This is a genomic window from Gallibacterium faecale (genome assembly GCF_027920745.1).
Lineage (GTDB): Bacteria > Pseudomonadota > Gammaproteobacteria > Enterobacterales > Pasteurellaceae > Gallibacterium > Gallibacterium faecale.
In genome coordinates, this window is record NZ_JAQIBB010000077.1 from 1 (window position 1) to 18950 (window position 18950).

Sequence of the window (18950 nt, forward strand, 5' to 3'; positions counted from 1 at the left end):
CTGACACAGAGGCTTTTTCAGGTTATAATTTATTCTTCGTCTTTTAATGGTACAACTAACATATCAACGTCAATATTATTCATGACTTGACGAGTTGAAGACATTAATTTACTCCAAAAGTCTTGGTGATGACCGACAACAAGAATATCGACATCATATTTATCTACGGCGTCTGCTAATACTGTACCAAGATCGCCATTGCCGCAAAGGGTTTCTGTTACTGGATAGCCAGCTTGTTTTGCGAGTTCAACGAGCGCATCATGAGTTTCATCTGAAATACGATCTTGCATAGAAGACATATTTACATCGATTAACCCAGTATAGAGGTCGGAGAAATTAACATCGACATGAATAATGGATAGTTTAGCGCTATTGTTTTTAGCAACTTGAACTGCTTTTGCTAATAAGACATTACTTTCTTCTGAAAGGTCTACTGCGACAAGAACATGCTTATACATAATGATTCCTCCATTTATAATCAGCTAATCGAATAAGCTTGGTATTATACTAACACTAAATAGCAGTAAAAAATTTGCGGTCGATCACGCTATGCAAAACAAATCCAAATTAATTCTAAAATGGAGTAAACAATGGGAATGAAATTAGAAAAATTTGCAGAGGTTATCGCTCAATTACGCGATCCTCAAACCGGTTGCCCTTGGGATTTAGAACAAAACTACCAAACTATGCCACCACATATCTTAGAAGAAGCTTATGAAGTGGTTGAAGCAATTAACCAAGATGATCGCCAAGAACTAAAAGAAGAACTCGGCGATTTACTGATGCAAGTTGTCTTTCTAAGTCAATTAGCAACTGAAGAAGGTGCTTTTACATTAGATGATGTCATTCAAGGCATTACCGATAAAATTATTCGTCGCCATCCACACGTATTTGGCGAAGTTCATGCTAATACCAGTGAAGAAGTATTAAAGAATTGGGAAAATATTAAACAACAAGAACGCCATGATAAACAACAATTCTCAATTCTTGATAATGTGCCTTCTGCATTACCTTCTTTATTACGCGCTGCAAAATTGCAAAAACGTTGTGCCAAAGTCGGCTTTGATTGGTCAGAAACAGAATTAACGCTACAAAAAGTTGAAGAAGAATTACAAGAAGTTCGCGAGGAACTACAAAAAACACAACAAAATCAATCTGCGATTGAAGAAGAAATTGGCGATCTGCTTTTTGCCACAGTGAATGTTGCTCGACATTTACACGTTAATCCAGAAGAAGCTTTACGCAAAGCGAATCTAAAATTTGAACGCCGCTTCCGTCAGGTGGAGCAAACAATTGTCCTCTCGGGGCGTGATTTAGAAGAAGTTACGCTCACAGAAATGGACTTACTTTGGGATCAAGTTAAACAACAAGAAAAACAAAAACAAGGAGAATAACAATTATCTATGTTTAACCGTATTTATTCATGGTTTGAGAATCGTATTAATCCTTATCCAGATGAAATGCCAAACATACCACGTCATGGTTTGATCAAATTTATTTGGTCTTGTATGGACGGTATGCGAGGTTGGATCTTACTACTTACCATTATGGTAGTTGGAATTGGGGTAATGGAAGCCGTGTTATTCCAATTTATGGGAATATTGGTGGATTGGTTATCACAATATTCGCCACAACAATTATGGCAAGAAAAAAATCTGCAACTTCTTGCCATGGCTGGCGTATTACTATTTAGTATTCTCTGGTCATTTATTGCTGCCAATGTCCATTTACAGACTTTGCAAGGTGTTTTCCCAATGCGTTTACGCTGGAACTTTCACCGTCTAATGTTAGGACAAAGCTTAAGTTTCTACCAAGATGAATTTGCTGGACGTGTTTCTGCAAAAGTGATGCAAACTGCACTCGCTGTGCGCGATACCGTACTCGCTATTGCTGATGTAATGACTTATGTTACCGTCTATTTTATTACATCTGGTGCAGTATTAATGACCTTAGATGGCTGGTTTGTCATTCCATTTCTCATTTGGTTAGCAGTATTTGCGATCATTCTAAAAATCTTTATCCCAAAATTAGCTTATACCGCTGAACATCAAGCCGATGCACGTTCTCTGATGACAGGACGAGTAACTGATGCCTATGCTAACATTACTACGGTAAAACTGTTCTCACATGGTTTGCGTGAAGCCAGTTATGCCAAACGTTCAATGCAAGAATTTATGGTAACAGTTCACGCACAAATGCGGTTAGCTACATCATTAGAAACCCTCACTTATTTTACTAATATTCTTTTAACATTAAGCACCGCATTATTGGGGTTATGGTTATGGAGTCATGGTAAAGCAGGTGTAGGCGCGATTGCTACCGCTATTGCGATGGCATTACGTGTCAATAATCTCTCTCGCTGGATTATGTGGGAAGCCGCTCGCTTATTTGAAAATATTGGTACAGTGAATGATGGTATGCATACCTTATCAAAACCACATACAATCGTTGATAAAACTAACGCCAGCAATCTCACCGTTACCCAAGGTGAAATCAAATTCGATCAAGTTAGTTTTGCCTATGAAGCAGATAAACCACTTCTTACTAATTTCAATTTAACGATTAAACCAGGTGAGAAAGTGGGTTTAATTGGGCGTTCAGGTGCAGGTAAATCTACCATCGTTAATTTACTACTCCGCTTTTATGAAGCTAATCAAGGTAATATTACGATTGATGGACAAAATATTTGTGATGTTCGCCAAGAAAGTTTACGCAGCCAAATTGGCTTAGTCACCCAAGATACTTCTTTATTACATCGTTCTGTTCGTGACAATATTATCTATGGTCGTCCAGACGCAACTGAAGCTGAAATGATCTCTGCTGCTGAGCGTGCTGAAGCGGCAGGCTTTATTCCAACATTAAGTGATGCTCAAGGTCGTCATGGTTATGATGCACACGTTGGTGAACGTGGGGTAAAACTTTCTGGTGGTCAGCGTCAGCGTATTGCGATTGCTCGAGTTATGCTCAAGGATGCGCCAATCTTATTATTAGATGAAGCAACTAGTGCATTAGATTCTGAAGTGGAAGCAGCAATCCAAGAAAGCCTCGATAAGATGATGGAAAACAAAACTGTGATTGCGATTGCTCATCGCTTATCGACTATTGCCGCAATGGATCGCTTGATTGTGTTAGATCAAGGACAAATTGTTGAACAAGGAACACATACAGAATTGCTCGAGAAAAATGGACTGTATGCCAAATTATGGAAACACCAAAGTGGTGGTTTCTTAAGTGAAAACTAGCTAAAAAAACAGCACCTTAATAAAATTTTAAGGTGCTGTTATCCTTTCTAATCCTCAATCCTACTTCTTGCACTGAGCAATAATATCAAGATTTTTCTGATAGACTGATGTACTTGGATTCATATCCATTAAACCAAATAACGTACTGTATAAATTATCTTGAGAATAAGATTTTTCTGCTGCATTTTTTCTTAAACAGTCAAAATCAATATGTTCATTCTCTCTAAAACGTTCTGAGAACCACATAATCATTGGCACATGCGTTTGCTGATCTGGTGCAATCGCATACGGTGTTCCATGCAAATACACGCCATTTTCACCTAAAGATTCCCCATGATCTGAAAGATAATAAACCGCAGCTTCTAATTCAGGATGCGCATCAACCTTCTGAATTACCTTATCTAAGAATTGATCAATATAGAGAATACCATTGTTATAAGTATTCACTAATTGCTCATTTGTACATTTCTGAATTTCATTCGTATCACACGTTGGAGTAAAACGACGATATTCTGGTGTATAACGTTCATAATAAGTTGGTCCATGGCTACCAATCGTATGCAATACAAGCACTGTATCTTTCTTCATATTACGAATAACCTCATCAACGTGTTGCAACAACACATTATCTAAGCATTCTCCATCTTTACAGTAATTAGGATCATTTAATGCCGTAATATCTTTACTTTGCACACGATCACAAACACCTTTGCAACCACTATCATTATCTAACCAGATCACATCCACGCCAGCACGTTGTAGCACATCGAGAATATTATCTTGGTGGGAAGCCTTAACAGAATCATAATGCTCTCTTCCCATTCCTGAAAACATACAAGGCACAGAAACTGCCGTAGCCGTTCCACAACTCGTCACATTTTTAAAATTAATAACTTGATCGCCCCGTGCTGCTAATAATGGCGTTGTTTGTGGTTGATAACCATTTAATCCCCAATTTTGAGCGCGTGTTGTTTCACCCACAACAAGAACGGTTAAATGACGATAATCATCTGGCTTCTCTTGTGCAGCATCTAAGCCTAACTGTGTGTATGGCATATTTGCCTGACGAATTCGCTTGATTTCATTCACACTCGCACTAATAAAATTAGATGGCACAATTAAAGCAGGCACACTCTTATTATTTCGGACGAATCCTGCATAATCTTGATAAAAGCCTTTTGCAATGCCTAAAATCACCACAGCAGATAGCACAATCATCCCTACCCGATAGGCAAGCTCTTTATACCAACGATGATAATTTATTTTAACCAATAGATAGAGAATCGCCGGCAATACACCAAAACCAAGAATCCAAAGTAAATAAGGCAAAGTAACGGTTCGTGATGTTTCTGCAAAATTGGTTTGTAATACATTTTCCAACATATCTGTCGTGAAATAGACATCAAGAAAAATTTCACTATAACCAATCGCTGCACTAATAATCAGTAAAGCAGGAATTATCAGTTTATGTAAAACCGGTAAGGCTAAAAGTTGGAAAGCCGCATTTAACACAAAAAAGACGAAAAACGGGACAGTCAATAAAAAATAATCTTCTGCTGCCCCTGTAAAAGGATAAATTGTCAACACTTTTGCATAGAATGCGTAATTTAGAATTAATGTGAAATAAAGGGACACTAAAGCAATCAACGTCGTTGATCGTAAAGAAAATGTTCCTATTCGCATAAGTTCAATAAACCCCGTAGTATTAGATAATGAAAGTAAAGAGCTGGTTTGACAGGATTGTGAGTAAAAAGTTCTTAATATTCAAGATAATTACCTCTAAATTATTAATAAAAAACCTGCATCAAGATTCTATCTCTCCGCAGGTTTTGCTTAATAAAATGAAACGTTATAGTTCATTAATAATACGATATACCCAATTTTCTAATGGATCGTTAATTTTTTGCATCTCAATACGCATCTCTTCTAACATCTCTTTCTTCACTGCGGTATAACGCTCATCATAAAAGAGATTTTCCATTTCTTCTGGATCTTTGACAACATCATAAAGTTCACATACATCGCTCGCATTAAAAACTAGCTTATAATCTTTTCGCCGCCACATTCGTTGTTCAAAATAAACAAAATGCCCTGCTAATTGTGCTAATAACCCTTTACGATTATTGTTTTTATGCTGACGTGTTATTGGTAATAAGCTTTCTCCTTCAAATTCAGCCGGTATTGGCTGTTTAACCACATCATAGACAGTTGAAGTTAAATCATGCAGATATACCAGATTATCATCTCGTTGATTTACTCGCGTGGACAACGGATCCTTAATTATTAGAGGGATATTGTAAGTGCTATCAAACATAAACTCCCCTTTCTCAATCATCCGATGATGTCCCATTGCATCACCATGGTCAGCCGTTATCACAATAAAGGTTTCATCATATAACCCTTTTTCTGTTAAGAATTTAAATAACTCCCCTATCGCGTCATCAATCAATGTAATATAGCCCCAGAATTTTGTAATAACCTCTTTCCAGTGTTCCTCACTCGCTTCCCACATTCCCCACATTTTAGAAATAGTTCTATAATGTCCTGGCTTTCCTTCAAGCGGTTTAAAGAAACTTTTATCCAATACTACATCTTTTGGATCGTACATAGAATAATAAGGTTCAGGCACAATACAGGGGGTATGTGGTCCCCAGAAATTTATCCAGGTAAAAAACGGTTTCCCTTCATCCAGAGATTCTTGGATAAACCGCTTAGATTCATCAATAATAAAGTAAGGAATGGTTTGCTCTTTGTTACCTGACAATAATCCACATAATTCTTGAACTCGCAAATGAAGATTATCACCAAAATAAGCTCGGCTAACTTCTGGAATATCAAATCCTTTTTCTATCAACCATTCCTGATAACGGTTAGAGTGTGTCGGAGGCTGATCAAAAACAAGATTTTTATAGACTCGGCTACCTGGATATCCATACCCATCAAAATTATGGCCTTTGATACCATAATCTGCTGGCACTGATTTTGTACCTACATGCCATTTTCCCGCAACATAACTATTATATCCCTCAAGATTAGTAATATTAGGTTGTTTAACATCAATCTCGCCCGTTCCTCCTTTTTCACCATTTCTAATAATGCCATGAGAGGATGGCATTAATCCTGTGAATAAAGATGTTCTGGCTGGCCCACATACAGATGCCGGTGTAAAAGCATTATCAAAGCAAATACCCTCTTTGGCCAATTTATCTATATTAGGCGTTTTAACTATGCTATGCCCATAAGGGCCTAGCATATCCTTTCTTACTTGATCTAATAAAATATAAATTACATTACGCATATTTAGCCTTTTGTTTATTTTTTCCAATTACCATAAGCAAGATAACCTGAAGAATCAAATATCCTCCAATAATCCATAACGGTTTGCCCTCCATAGAAGCTAATCCAATTGGAGATAACAATGCATACAGAGTAATCAATCCTAAAATCAGTGATGCAACTGTGACATTAACATACTCCCAATTACTAAGGTCAACATTACTTTTATTCTCTGTATTATCTTGATAAGGTGTTTCTCTTCTTAAGAATGTGCCTAAAATTAACATTACTAAAACATCAAAGACAAACAGTGCAGCCATCACATAAACAAAGTTAATTTTCACATTAAATACCCATACGATTAAGAAATATAAAACGACATGAAGAAGTAATGCGATACGTGCAGCTAATCCAGAAACAGTTTTATTAAATAGTCCCACAGCAAATAAAGCCACAATAGGAATATTCACAAAGCCAGCAAAACGTTTAGTAATCAGGAAAATCCCATCTGTACCAAACATTAATAATGGTCCAATAATAATGGTGATAATTGCCATAAATGCGGAAACTTTTTTCGCATAGGTAATCAACTCTGAATCACTAAATGTTTTTTTGCTAATTGAAGGCAATAAATCTTTACAATAAATTGTTGCTGCTGAATTTAAGAATGAATTAAATGTACTTAAAATAGCGCCGAATAATGCTGCGACAAAGAAACCTTGTAATACAGTTGGTAAGACTCGATTAACTAATTCTGGATAAGATAAATCAATTGGATTCAAACCTTCGCCAATAATATGGAAACTAAGCAATCCAGGTAAATTTAAAATTATTGGTAAAAGTAACAAAAATAACGCAGCAATTAAGATTCCTTTTTGACCTGCTTTTAGATCTTTAGCACCTAAAGCACGCTGTACAATCGCTTGATTTGTTGTCCAATAGAAGAAATGCACTAACATAATACCAGTAAAAATTGTCGGCCAAGGTACAGCATCTGTCGCGCTACCTATTGCATTAAACTTCTCTACATGGGTTGTACCAATAATATGTAACCCTTCCATAAAGCTGCCTTTCCCTAAATAAATCAAACCAAAAATAGGGACTAAAATAGCACCAATAACAAGAATAACTGCATTCACAGTATCTGATACTGCAACAGCTTTTAATCCACCAAAGATAGCATAAGCAGCCCCCACAATACCAATCGCAATAATGGTATAAACAATAGATTCACCATAACTAATACCAAAAGCAACCTCTAAATTGAAAATTTTATTAAATGCTATTGCGCCTGTATAAAGTGCCGTAGGGATCACAATAAAAAGATAAAACACTAAGAAAAGCCCAGACATAATCAAACGAGTTTGTCTATCAAAACGGTTCTCAAAAAATTCTGGGATTGTGGTGTATCCATTTCTAATATACTTAGGCAACAAATATAATGCTAAGAAACACAATGGAATTACGGTAGGTACTGTCCATGCAATAATAGAAAAATTTCCAACATAAGAGTTAGCATTTACACCAATAATCTGTTCTGTTGACAATGAAGTTAATATCATTGAACAACCAATGACGAAACCACCTAAGCCTCGTCCTGCAAGAAAGTAACCTTTGGATGTTGATAAATCATCATTTCTTGTTTTTAGCCACGATAGCCACGCAACACCACCAGTGACGAGTAAAAAACTCAGAATTGTTAATAGCATATTGCCTCCTGTACTGTTTCTAGATGATATTTAAGAGATGAATATCTATTAACTAGGATAAGGGGTCATGTCATTGATTAATTATGATAATAATCATAGTTGGTATGTGAGAAAGATCACAAATTCTAAAGATAAAGTACACATAAGTAACATATTTATTAATACTTTCTTCCACCACTCTTATTAACGAAATAACATATTCATTATCTCTCTTGCTGTTCCACCTTGTTGAATAATATCTCGCATACGTGACATTAATGGAGCACTCTGACGGAAAAATAATTGATAGGAAGGACACAAATAATTTTGTTTAAATTGTTCTCCTTTCAAAGGAACTATGCGATGTTTCGGGCATCCACCATGGCAAAAATGCCGCACTTCACACTTCTGACATTGTTTAGTTAATGTTTCCAACTTAGCTTTACCAAATTTTATCTGCTTAGGTGAATTCACAAGCTGAGTTAATGATTGACGATTTACATTACCTATTTTATACGCTGGATAGACAAAATGATCACAACTATAAACATCTCCATTAGCCTCAACTATCATCGATTTACCACACGTTTGCTGATGAACACAGCTACTTGATGGAAACCCTAACCATTGTCCTAGTAAATCATCAAACATATTAATAAAAATATGACCTATATCTTCTTTGATCCATTCATTAAAAACATCCAATAAAAATTGTCCATATCCTTCTGATGGGACAGAAAATGGTGTCATTCGATAGTTTTTACCTGGATTAAAATCTTGTCGTTGTAATGAATAATTGGCAACTTCCACAATAGGAATAAATTGCATAAAAGTCGAACCTAATGATTTTAATGCTTGATAAGTCTCTTTTCCTTTATGCCAATTTCGATCATTCACAACAGTTAAGGTATTAAAATCAACTTGATATGTTTTTAATAACTCAATCGCGTGTTTTACTCGATCGAAAGTAGGTTGCCCATTGATAGAAATACGATATTTATTATGTACATCCTCTAGTCCATCTACCGAGATACCAATTAAAAATTGATTCTCCTTAAAGAATTCACACCATTGCCGATTTAAAGCTATTCCATTAGTTTGAAAACTATTACTAATTTGTTTAGTCCCAGCAAATTTTCTTTGTAAAGTAACCGCTTTCTTAAAAAAATCTAATCCTAATAAAGTTGGTTCACCACCTTGCCACATAAAATCAATTCGTTCGCCTGGAAATGCATCAATATAATTTTTAATATAATTTTCCAATGTCTGTTCTGTCATTGAATTAATCCGATGAGTAAGAACCTGTTCTTTCTGCAAATAAAAGCAATATTCACATTTAATATTGCAATGAAAACTACTTGGTTTCGCCATCATATGGAAATAAGTTTTTTGCTGTTGTGACATAAAACGGCAGACCTCGAACAACGAAATATATTTAAATGAATTGTAACAATAACATATATAATGCGATAAGAAGTAGGGTTAAGCCTAATAACTTTTGGGATAATTCAGGTTTCAGCTTACCTCGAATTTTCATAGAGAAGAAACTCATTACAAATGAGCTGAGTACTACAACTAAAACAATACTAAAATTCACATAACCTACTTGCCATGAATTAGGAATAGTAATATTTGAAGATTTAGATAAGTAGCCATACAAATTACCAATGCCACCAATTACCATCATATAATTTGTATAGACTGCTATTTGTTTAATACTGACACTTGGCAATTGCGCAATCAAAGGAGACATAATAGATCCCCCGCCAATGCCAGTGATTCCTGCTATCCCGCCACCAAAAAAGCAAGCCGAAATACCTGGTAGCATATCATTACCCTGACAACGCTTTTTTCTTCCCTCTTTTACATCCAATAATGTTTTTAGCGCTAATAACACTAGTGTCACCACAAAAATGGCAACAATCACAAAATCTGACACATCAAAACTAAGATAGAAGCCAAGCTGTACACCAATGATCATTCCTAGTGACCAAAAAATCATCTTTTTTATATCAATCTGGATTTTTTGTTTAATAAAATAGGTTAGATTAATTACTGAAGTTCCCATTACAATCGTTAAAGAAGTTGCAGCGACCATCTGCAAAGATATTTCAGGAAACAGCGTATGCAACACGGGTACCATCAGCACTCCGCCACCAATCCCAAATAAGGCAGACATCAAATTAGCTAAAAAGCCACATACCACTAATGTAATAATAATTGGTAAAGTCATATTCGATCCCAATGATTTTTTTTTATTATGAATGAGTTTCACACGATTAGTTTATGATCATCATCATATTGATAAGTTATAAATATATAACCATCTACAATATAACACTCTATATAGATTTGTGAGGTATCTCACAATAACCTTATGATAATTATCATAATTATTTATCAGCACCTTTTTTATACTTAACTCACAAGCAATATCCTCTCACAGAGTAAAAACAATATATGAAACCGAATCATCTCATCGAATATTATGTTGGTATTGATATTGGAGGCACTAATACCAAAATCGGTATCGTGGATAATCACTGTAATATTTTGATTGAACATTCTATTAAGACACTATCTTCACAAGGTGCAAAACAAACTTTTTCACGCATTTGGCAAACTGTACAAGATATGGCAAAAACACAGAATATTGCCACTGATCAACTTATTGGCATAGGCTTAGGTATTCCCGGTTTAGTAGTCAATCAAGCCATTATTTCTCGAGCATCAAACTTCTCCTGGGGAGATAACTTTAATGCAAAACAACTAATGGAAGAGATTTCTCACAAATTTGTGAAAGTTGAAAAAGATGTCAATAATATTGCTTTAGGGGAATTATTATTTGGCAGTGGACAAGGTTTTAATAATATTATTGTAATATCCATCGGTACTGGACTTTCCGCTGGTATCATTATTGATCAAAAAATCTTATCCGGTGTAAACGGGTGTGCAGGTGAATTTGGTCATATTGTTGTTAATGAAAATGGATTAAAATGTGGTTGTGGCTTAACTGGATGCCTTGAAACTTATGCTTCTGCGACAGGAATTCTTCGGGAAACGAAGCGACTTATTCTTGAGAAGCAAACAGGAATATTAAGCAAACACTTCTATCATCATTTATCTGATTTAGAAGTTCACCATATATTTGATTTCTATAATAAAAATGATGACATTGCAATTGAAGTCATAGAGAAGTTCTGCAAATACTTAGCCTATGGGTTAGGTATTTTATTAAATACAATCGATCCAGAACTTGTTATCTTTGCTGGAGGTGTTTCTAAATCCGCAGATTTAATTATACAAAAAGTAAAAACATACCTTTCTCGTTATGCGTTATCTGCGTCTTTAGCAAACATTCAAATGAAACCTGGTCAATTACTTGATTCTGCTGGCATCAAAGGTGCTGCATCTCTCATTATTAATGACTATAGGATATAGAACCATAATGAATCACATATTATCGCCTTATAATTTAAAATGTTGTCAATGTACCTCTTTACATACAGTACCAAAAGGGACACCACTTTATATTCAAGGAGATTCATCACATGAATTTTATTTTGTTGAAAAAGGGTTAGTTGGCTTATATCACATGTTAGAGAACGGCAAAGAAAGCTTAGTTAGAATTTATAAACAAGGTGATTATTTTGGTTTTAGAACGCTATTTGGTGATGGAAAATACCACTGTACCGCAAGGATCTTAAAAAAATCTGAGATTATTAGGATTACTCCTCAAGATTTAGATAAATTTTTCTTAGAAAACCCTAATGCTGTACGTATGTTATTTCAAATGCTCTCAAATGAATTAAGAGATGCAGAAAGTAGGCTGGCAAAAAGTGCTTATTTAAAAAGTTTAGATAGAATTATTGATAGCATTTGCTTTCTTAATGAAAACTTCCCTGAATATAATTGGACAAATCGTGAAATCGCAGAATACACTGGCTGCGAAACCGAAACAGCAATCCGAATTACTAAAGAATTACGCCGTAAGAACCTACTTTAAATAGACAAAAACCTGTTTCTTTACTGAAACAGGTTTCGCTTTTATTTTTCGTTACAAACTCTGGCAAAGAAAATCTCGTTTTCAAAATAAATATGTTGGCTTAGATCTGCTACAAAGGTTGCAATACCTTGATAAAGCGCCTGCCATGAACCACATGCATCCTCTGGTAAAGCTAAATTCCGAGTAACAGTCAATAATGTTTTTAAATCTTCTTCTGCTTCATCATGTTCAGATAACATAACTTGAATAGGCATTCTTGCCATAGCATATTGCCCTGCTTTAATCATTTGGAACAGAATTTGTTCCTCTTTACGCATATGCATTTCAAGATCTTGATAAATTTTTTCTAAAATTGCTGCTGTGCCAGTAGGACAAACACTACTGTCGCTATGTACACTTTCTACTTTCTTAGCTAACTCAATTAATTGTGGTAACTGTTCACGATGACGAGTGTGGTAACCTGATTCAATAAAGTTAATAATGTCTTGATAGTTCGCTGCTTGCCAATGGGCAATTTCTTCTGCTGAAAAAGGGATCTCTTGGGTAGATACTTCGCTCATAACGTTCTCCTTAGGGTAATAAAATATCTGACAAAAATGCTAAGGTATTCATTATTTAAAAACAATTACCCAGAATGGTGGATTTAGTTCACATCTTACTAACAATACAACTATCACTAATCACGATAAGTAATTTTCCCAGATTTGCCTTTTTGGAGTAGAATATCTCTGTTTTTGGTGAGTAAATTATTAACGTTAAATAGGTGTTTTGTGACTATATTTCAAAATCTTATTGTCATTGTTGCTTTAATTGCCGCCTCAAGTTTCTTATCCATCTCGGAAATCTCAATCGCAGGCGCACGGAAAATAAAGCTGAAATTGTTAGCAGAAAGTGGTGATGAACGTGCCAATAAAGTTCTCTTGTTGCAAGAAAATTCTGCTGATTTTTTTGCTGCATCACAAATTGGTTTAAATGCAGTAGCCATTTTAGGGGGTATTTTAGGTGAATCTGCTTTTCGCCCTTATTTTGTTGAATTAGTTGAACAATTTTATCAAGGTGAATGGGCAGAAACGATTGGATTTAGCCTCTCTTTTACTCTGGTAACGTCATTATTTATTCTTTTTGCTGATTTAATGCCGAAAAGAATGGCAATGATTGCGCCTGAAAAAATTGCTATTACATTAATCCGCCCAATTAATATTTTTATCATGCTGTGTAAGCCATTCACTTGGGTCATTAATGCCGTTGCCAATACGATATTCCGCCTATTCAAAATGAATATTAACCGCGAAGATAACATTACATTCGATGATATTTCTGCGGTGATGGATGCAGGCGCTCAAGCTGGGGTATTACAACAACAAGAGCATCATTTTATTGAAAATGTATTTGAGTTAGAAGAACGTACTGTCCCTTCTAGTATGACAACTCGTGAAAATGTCGTCTATTTTACCTTAAAAGATTCGGAACAAAGCATTCGACAAAAAATTGCAGATTATCCTTATTCTAAGTTCTTGGTTTGTAATGAAAATATTGATCAAGTGATCGGTTATGTCGATACCAAAGATATTTTGGTTAAAATCTTAAATAATCAATCACTTATTCAACTTAATGAATCCACGATCCGTAATGTATTAATTATTCCCGATACACTTACGCTCTCTGAACTTCTCGATCGGTTTCGTGCCACTAAGGAAAAATTTGCAGTGGTGATGAATGAATATGCCTTAGTTGTTGGGGTCATTACCTTATCCGATATTATGATGACAGTTATGGGAGATTGGGTTGCTCCAATAGAGGAAGATCAGCAAATTATTAAACGTGATGAAAATTCGTGGCTAATTGAGGGGTCAACGCCGATTGAAAATGTAAAACACGCATTAGCCATTGATAATGATTTCCCAGAATGGGAAAACTACGAAACCATTGCTGGCTTTATGATGTATCGCTTACGTAAAATTCCTCGCCCAGCTGATGCTGTGGAATTTGAAGGATTTAAATTTGAGGTAGTCGATATTGACCACTATAAAATCGACCAATTATTAGTTACTCGGGTTACTCCACCACCAGTGGCAATTTCGGAGATAATTGAATAAATAACAATCCGCACGTAAAACGTGCGGTTTTTAGGCTACCCTATAAGGGCCTATTGCTTCACATGCCCCTCAAGCTGACAACCGCACAATAGTGCTACCATTACCCCTTAAAGGGGTCAATATATTCTTTCTTTGATAAATTATCTGATATCATATCTTCCTTTTCCTGATTCCTTATATATTCCTCTACTACTTTCGTATTTAATCCTACTGTACTCACATAATATCCTTTTGCCCAAAAATTCCGGTTTCCATACTTATATTTTAAATTAGCATGTCTTTCAAATATCATCAGCGATGATTTCCCCTTCAAATATCCCATAAAACTTGATACAGCTAATTTCGGTGGGATTTTTAATAACATATGAATATGATCCCTCATTGCATGGGCTTCTATTATTTCTACACTTTTGTAATCACATAACTGCCTTAATATACTTCCTATATCCATTCGTAATTTGCCATAAATCGCCTTACGTCTATATTTGGGAATAAAGACTATATGATACTTACAGTTCCAACGGGTGTGTGATAGACTTAAATCGTCATTAGCCTTAGTGGGCATTGATATTTCCTCCTATATTTTGAATTTTGGTTGTCAGCCTTATTCATTATATAGTGAGGATTTTTCTTTTCATCGCTTAAGCTTTTTGACTCCATACGCATAGCGTATGGTTTTTATAGCTAGACCTCGTCTAGCTATAATAAAATGCCTACTTATAGTAAGTAGGCATTCATTTTGAAATATCTAAATCACTTTACTAATTCATATAGTTATTTGATAAATATTAACTCTCTTTGTATTTAGGTTGCTTAAACACTGTTACTTCTGGTACTTCACCTGAAAATTTTTCTACTTGAACAGTACAGGTATTTGGTGAATTACCTTGCGCTAAATTTGAAGTTCCTTCATCTCTTGTCAAAACATTTGGACAACCATTTTTACATAATGGTTTTTCTGATTTTCCAAGATCGGCTGGGTCATACCAAGCACCTTCATGTAAAGCCACAGTTCCTTTAATAATACCATCTGTTACAACAGCTCCTGCTAACACTTGACCACGTTGGTTAAATATACGAACAATATCTCCATTAGCAATACCTCGTGCTGCTGCATCATCCTTATGAATTAATACAGGTTCTCTATCATTTACTGCATATTTTTCACGTAATGATGTATATGCTAATTGGCTATGCAACCGATAATATGGATGTGGAGTTACTAAAGCTAATGGTGCTTCTGCTGTCGCATTTCCAGCAAACTCTGCTGGTTCCATCCAACTTGGGTAACCTTTACAGTCCTCATAGTTCATTTTAGCAACTACATCAGAATAAATTTCAATTTTTCCCGATGGAGTTCCTAATGGATTCAATAATGGATCTTTACGGAAATCTTCATAACGAATCCATTTTTTCGCTTTTTCACTAGCTTTAAAAGTAATTGGTTTATTTTCTTCCCAGAATTTTTCAAATTTTGGCATTAATACTCGGTTTTTACGTGCAGCATCAAATGCTGTTTGATAAAACTCTTTTAACCAATCCATTTCTGATTTCTTTTCTGTAAATTGCTCGCCAACACCAGCTCTTTTCGCTAATTCAGCAAAAATATCATAATCACTTTTTGCTTCAAATTGAGGAGGAACTACTTGCTTCATTGGGTAAATATTCATCATTGAATAATCACCTGACATAGTTAAATCATTACGTTCATAACTTGTTGTAACAGGTAAAACAATATCCGCCATTCTTGCTGTAGGCGTCCAATTCACTTCATTAACAATAAAAGTTTCTGGTTTTTGGAACGCTTTCACTAAAGTATTTGTATCTTGATGGTGAACAAATGGATTTCCACCAGCCCAATACACTAATTTAATATCCGGATAAGTAATTTCTGTACCATTATATTTAATTGTTTTTCCTGGATTTAATAATGCATCTGCAACACGAGCAACTGGAAAAGCCATTTTTGAAGTTTCATCAAGCCAAGTTTTTTCTCCTGCTTTGACCGATGGATTTGCAGTAATTGAACCAATAATTCCACCAGTCACGGTTGGCACACCACCATTTGCATAATGATAACTTAATCCAAACCCACCTCCAGGTAACCCTATCTGTCCTATCATTGAAGCTAATGTAACTAACATCCAGTGACTTTGTTCACCGTGACGTTGACGTTGCATACCCCAACCACCCATTAACATAGCACGTTTAGTAGAAAAATCTTCTGCTAATTTTTTAATAGTATCTACAGGAATACCAGTTAATTTGCTTGCCCAAACAGCATCTTTAGGCTGACCATCTGTTTTACCTAATAGATAAGACTCAAATTTATCATAACCTGAAGTATATTTTTTCAAGAACTCTTTATCATGCTTATCAGCACTTACTAAAGTATGCGCTATACCTAACATTAAAGGTACATCTGTTGCAGTATTTATTGGAATCCATTCTGCACCTAAATATTCACAACTTTCACTACGAACAGGATCAATACAAATAATACGCTTACCACTTTCCTTTAATTTCTTAAAGTATTCTAAGCCCTTTTGATCTGTTGATGTCCATGAAATACGTAAAGTCGTTATTGGATTTGCTGACCAGAGTACTACAATATCAGAATGTTCTAAAATATCTTCCCAGCTTGTTTGTTGTTCATAAACTTCAATAGTTCCAAGTACATGAGGCATTATTACTTGCGCAGCACCAGTTGAATAATCTCCTTTTGAACCAACAAATCCACCTGTAACATTAAGATAACGGTGTAAAAGAGTACGTGCTGCATGTAATGCTCCTGAGCTATACCAACCATAAGAACCAGCATAAATACCTTTTGCTCCGTAAGTATCCCTTACACGTTTCATCTCATTAGCTACTAATTCAAATGCTTTATCCCAGGAAACACGTACCCACTCATCATGTCCACGTAATGTTGTATCTTTATTTCCTTCTAAATATCCTTTACGTACCATAGGATACTTCACTCTAGTATCACTATATAATTGCTCAGAAACCACACTTTGTAATTCATTTACAATCGGCGCTTCAATAGCTGGACCTGATTTTACAACTTTACCATTTTCTATAACTACACCTAATGGCCCCCAATGAGCAGCTGTCATGACTGTAGATTGTTCAGCTGCCACTACTGGTGAAGATAACAAAGAACCCACAACTCCACCCGCTAATGGAGCACTACATACTATCCCTAAAGAAGAATGTTTAATAAAATCACGACGGCTTGCACTAAATTTGTCTTGTTTTTTCATATTGAACCTCGCCAAATGACCCCACGATATGTATTAAGAAAAATATACTTTTCTTTTTACCAATATACGTGAATACTAAAGTTGCGACACCTTTCTGATAACGAGTGGCATAGCCATTTCTAACTATACCATTGTGCAATTTATTGCAGGCATTGCTTCCATATCTTTCGACTTAGGATCACAAGCTCGGAGTCAACCTATCTTTAATTTGTATAACACTCTCTAGATGTGCCTACAAATTTAAAATTCTAAACAATATCTTTTTATTGTTGTGAAGTTACCACTTTATCTTTACTGTTACGTTGTAAATAAATTGTTAGTGTTCTTACATCATCTTCCGATAATGAAGTACGATCCTTCATTGAATTCACTACACCGATCCATTGATTCGCTGTATAGTGATCTGCGCCAATTGGTGCATGACAACCACTACAATAAGTTTGATTCAAATTATTACCAAATTGATTAAGTGCCAATAAATTTGCTGTGACTTTATTTTTTGGTAATACCACTTCCAAATTGATCTTACGCCAATCTGAAGAAGTCACATCATCATGCACGGTTTCTATTACTTTAACTTTTTCTTGAGAGATATCTTCTAATAATGCCACCATGATACGTTTACCTAAATCCATATAGAGAATACTTTCCGCACCACTTTGCTGCCATCCTGTAACAGTCGCTTTTATACTGTCTCCATTAAGTGTCCAATTCTTTAATTCAGCATAAGGCATTAAACGAATTTTCTCTCCTGAAGATACTGTACCTTCTGACATAGTTAAACTATATAGCACTTTATCCTGTTGACTAAATTCACCACTATGTTTAGTTAACTCACTATTTGCGGCACTATTATCTATCTCAACCTCTGGCATAAAATGAACAATACCTTTGTGGCAATCAATACATGTTTGGTTAGTTTCTAGTGCAATTTTATGCATCTTTTGTGCCAATTCAGATTGCTCTGATAATTCCATTGCCTCAGCACTATGACAACTTTTACAAGTAGCCGAGTTATTTTCTTTCATATCAGCCCACACCTCTTTTGCCATTTCTAAACGATGCATTTCATAGGCTTCTTGATCAGGTAGTTTATCTACAACAACAGTATTCCATACATCTTTTAATGCCATTACTTTAGTTTTTACATAATGGAATGCTGAATCTTCTGGGATATGACAATCCGCACATTCCGCACGGATTCCTTTACGGTTAGAAAAGTGTATGCTACCTTCCCATTCCTCTTTTGGAAAATTCATTGAATGGCAACTTACACAAAACTCTGTGGTACTAGTGACTTTCATTACATATTGTGTACCAGCAAAAATGCCCATACCTAGTAATACACACACTATTCCACCAAAAATAACTTTTTT

General features: G+C 35.4%; 15 protein-coding genes and 1 riboswitch. Of the genes, 5 read left to right on the plus strand and 10 right to left on the minus strand.

Annotated elements, in window-relative coordinates; genetic code table 11:
• Window positions 1-29: 29 nt before the first annotated feature.
• Entirely contained in the window at window positions 30-458 is a 429-nt protein-coding gene (gene uspA, locus PF272_RS08775) for a universal stress protein UspA (RefSeq protein ID WP_065234209.1), read from the minus strand.
• Window positions 459-590: 132 nt separating this feature from the next.
• On the opposite strand from uspA, the gene mazG reads away from it, so the two are divergent.
• A complete protein-coding gene (gene mazG, locus PF272_RS08780) occupies window positions 591-1394 on the plus strand; it encodes a nucleoside triphosphate pyrophosphohydrolase (protein WP_271142454.1) in 804 nt (267 codons plus the stop codon).
• A 9-nt stretch (window positions 1395-1403) separates the two neighbouring features.
• The gene (locus PF272_RS08785) at window positions 1404-3242 is read left to right on the plus strand and encodes an ABC transporter ATP-binding protein (protein WP_271142455.1); all 1839 of its coding nucleotides are present in this window, start codon (window positions 1404-1406) and stop codon (window positions 3240-3242) included.
• A 60-nt stretch (window positions 3243-3302) separates the two neighbouring features.
• On the opposite strand, the gene PF272_RS08790 is transcribed toward PF272_RS08785, so the two are convergent.
• The 5 genes from PF272_RS08790 to PF272_RS08810 all read right to left on the minus strand — a co-directional run bounded on the left by PF272_RS08790 (window position 3303) and on the right by PF272_RS08810 (window position 10439).
• Window positions 3303-4925 (minus strand): phosphoethanolamine transferase, encoded by a 1623-nt coding sequence (locus tag PF272_RS08790; RefSeq protein WP_271142456.1) that lies wholly within the window; start codon window positions 4923-4925, stop codon window positions 3303-3305.
• A gap of 166 nt (window positions 4926-5091) precedes the next feature.
• Entirely contained in the window at window positions 5092-6540 is a 1449-nt protein-coding gene (locus tag PF272_RS08795) for a sulfatase-like hydrolase/transferase (RefSeq protein WP_271142457.1), read from the minus strand.
• The gene (locus tag PF272_RS08800; RefSeq protein WP_271142458.1) at window positions 6533-8227 is read right to left on the minus strand and encodes a solute:sodium symporter family transporter; all 1695 of its coding nucleotides are present in this window, start codon (window positions 8225-8227) and stop codon (window positions 6533-6535) included. Before PF272_RS08800 ends, PF272_RS08795 begins: the two co-directional genes overlap by 8 nt.
• A gap of 183 nt (window positions 8228-8410) precedes the next feature.
• A complete protein-coding gene (locus tag PF272_RS08805; protein ID WP_271142459.1) occupies window positions 8411-9610 on the minus strand; it encodes an anaerobic sulfatase maturase in 1200 nt (399 codons plus the stop codon).
• 31 nt (window positions 9611-9641) lie between these two features.
• On the minus strand, window positions 9642-10439 hold the full coding sequence (locus PF272_RS08810) for a sulfite exporter TauE/SafE family protein (RefSeq protein ID WP_271142460.1): 798 nt from the start codon (window positions 10437-10439) through the stop codon (window positions 9642-9644).
• 227 nt (window positions 10440-10666) lie between these two features.
• Between PF272_RS08810 and PF272_RS08815 the strand changes: the two genes are divergently transcribed.
• Entirely contained in the window at window positions 10667-11647 is a 981-nt protein-coding gene (locus PF272_RS08815; protein ID WP_271142461.1) for an ROK family protein, read from the plus strand.
• A gap of 7 nt (window positions 11648-11654) precedes the next feature.
• A complete protein-coding gene (locus tag PF272_RS08820) occupies window positions 11655-12212 on the plus strand; it encodes a Crp/Fnr family transcriptional regulator (protein WP_271142462.1) in 558 nt (185 codons plus the stop codon).
• Window positions 12213-12253: 41 nt separating this feature from the next.
• On the opposite strand, the gene PF272_RS08825 is transcribed toward PF272_RS08820, so the two are convergent.
• Window positions 12254-12772 carry a hemerythrin domain-containing protein gene (locus tag PF272_RS08825; RefSeq protein ID WP_271142463.1) on the minus strand — a complete coding sequence of 173 codons (519 nt, stop codon included), beginning with the start codon at window positions 12770-12772 and terminating at the stop codon, window positions 12254-12256.
• A gap of 210 nt (window positions 12773-12982) precedes the next feature.
• Between PF272_RS08825 and paeA the strand changes: the two genes are divergently transcribed.
• Window positions 12983-14308 (plus strand): polyamine export protein PaeA, encoded by a 1326-nt coding sequence (gene paeA, locus PF272_RS08830; protein WP_271142464.1) that lies wholly within the window; start codon window positions 12983-12985, stop codon window positions 14306-14308.
• A 100-nt stretch (window positions 14309-14408) separates the two neighbouring features.
• Here the strand turns inward: paeA and tnpA are convergent, their stop codons facing one another.
• The 3 genes from tnpA to PF272_RS08845 form a co-directional block, all read right to left on the minus strand.
• Entirely contained in the window at window positions 14409-14873 is a 465-nt protein-coding gene (gene tnpA / locus PF272_RS08835) for an IS200/IS605 family transposase (protein ID WP_271142465.1), read from the minus strand.
• A gap of 223 nt (window positions 14874-15096) precedes the next feature.
• Window positions 15097-17574, minus strand: coding sequence for a trimethylamine-N-oxide reductase TorA (gene torA, locus PF272_RS08840; protein ID WP_271142466.1), 2478 nt, complete (start codon window positions 17572-17574; stop codon window positions 15097-15099).
• Window positions 17575-17645: 71 nt separating this feature from the next.
• A riboswitch (molybdenum cofactor riboswitch) is annotated at window positions 17646-17778 on the minus strand.
• Between the two features lie 59 nt (window positions 17779-17837).
• Window positions 17838-18950 (minus strand): NapC/NirT family cytochrome c (locus tag PF272_RS08845; protein ID WP_413789444.1); only part of this gene is annotated, 1113 nt, incomplete at its 5' end.

Excerpts from the sequence above, each read along its gene's own strand:
- mazG (WP_271142454.1), top strand. The coding sequence starts at position 591 with ATGGGAATGAAATTAGAAAAATTTGCAGAGGTTATCGCTCAATTACGC.
- PF272_RS08785 (WP_271142455.1), top strand. The coding sequence starts at position 1,404 with ATGTTTAACCGTATTTATTCATGGTTTGAGAATCGTATTAATCCTTAT.
- PF272_RS08815 (WP_271142461.1), top strand. The coding sequence starts at position 10,667 with ATGAAACCGAATCATCTCATCGAATATTATGTTGGTATTGATATTGGA.
- uspA (WP_065234209.1), bottom strand. The coding sequence starts at position 458 with ATGTATAAGCATGTTCTTGTCGCAGTAGACCTTTCAGAAGAAAGTAAT.
- PF272_RS08800 (WP_271142458.1), bottom strand. The coding sequence starts at position 8,227 with ATGCTATTAACAATTCTGAGTTTTTTACTCGTCACTGGTGGTGTTGCG.
- PF272_RS08820 (WP_271142462.1), top strand. The coding sequence starts at position 11,655 with ATGAATCACATATTATCGCCTTATAATTTAAAATGTTGTCAATGTACC.
- torA (WP_271142466.1), bottom strand. The coding sequence starts at position 17,574 with ATGAAAAAACAAGACAAATTTAGTGCAAGCCGTCGTGATTTTATTAAA.
- PF272_RS08795 (WP_271142457.1), bottom strand. The coding sequence starts at position 6,540 with ATGCGTAATGTAATTTATATTTTATTAGATCAAGTAAGAAAGGATATG.
- PF272_RS08790 (WP_271142456.1), bottom strand. The coding sequence starts at position 4,925 with ATGCGAATAGGAACATTTTCTTTACGATCAACGACGTTGATTGCTTTA.
- tnpA (WP_271142465.1), bottom strand. The coding sequence starts at position 14,873 with ATGCCCACTAAGGCTAATGACGATTTAAGTCTATCACACACCCGTTGG.
- PF272_RS08810 (WP_271142460.1), bottom strand. The coding sequence starts at position 10,439 with ATGACTTTACCAATTATTATTACATTAGTGGTATGTGGCTTTTTAGCT.
- PF272_RS08825 (WP_271142463.1), bottom strand. The coding sequence starts at position 12,772 with ATGAGCGAAGTATCTACCCAAGAGATCCCTTTTTCAGCAGAAGAAATT.
- PF272_RS08805 (WP_271142459.1), bottom strand. The coding sequence starts at position 9,610 with ATGTCACAACAGCAAAAAACTTATTTCCATATGATGGCGAAACCAAGT.